This window comes from Bradyrhizobium sp. NBAIM08 (genome assembly GCF_020193935.1).
In the GTDB taxonomy this organism is placed as follows: domain Bacteria; phylum Pseudomonadota; class Alphaproteobacteria; order Rhizobiales; family Xanthobacteraceae; genus Bradyrhizobium; species Bradyrhizobium yuanmingense.
In genome coordinates this window covers 1-413 of record NZ_JADYVR010000811.1, presented here as the reverse complement: position 1 = coordinate 413, position 413 = coordinate 1, and the positions used below count along the sequence as shown (strand labels likewise).

Annotated in this window: 1 protein-coding gene; it reads right to left on the bottom strand. The window is 70.5% G+C overall.

Going from position 1 to position 413, the window contains the following annotated elements:
* A partial coding sequence (locus tag I6F37_RS42180) for a ShlB/FhaC/HecB family hemolysin secretion/activation protein (RefSeq protein ID WP_276573832.1) occupies positions 1–413 on the bottom strand: 413 nt, incomplete at both ends.

Sequence of the window (413 nt, the reverse complement as noted above, 5' to 3'; positions counted from 1 at the left end):
CACCGAGGCGAGGGAGTCGCGGACGATGGTTTCACCCGGAACGTCGTTCCAGACGAGGCCGACGTCGCTCGCCGCAAAAAGTTGGTAGCCCTGGAGCCAGGACAACTCGACGTCGCGCCCATAGCGCAGCTCCATGCCGCCGGCGACGCCGTCGTCGCCGGAGATCTCGGCGAAGTCGGAGGCGCGGCCGAAGCGGCTGCCGCCGTAGCCGAACTGCTCGGACGACAGCAGCCGGTCCAGCGACTTCTGCCCGGCGAAGGCGACCTGGACGCCGATCTCCTCGGTGAGTCCCTGCTCGCGCGAAGCCTCCAGCGTCGCCTTGGTGAAGTCGCTCTGGCCGCCGGGGTTGGTGAGCTCGTCCGACCCCGAGCGCGAGGCGCCCATGACCGGCAGGCCCTGGCTCAGCCCGAGGG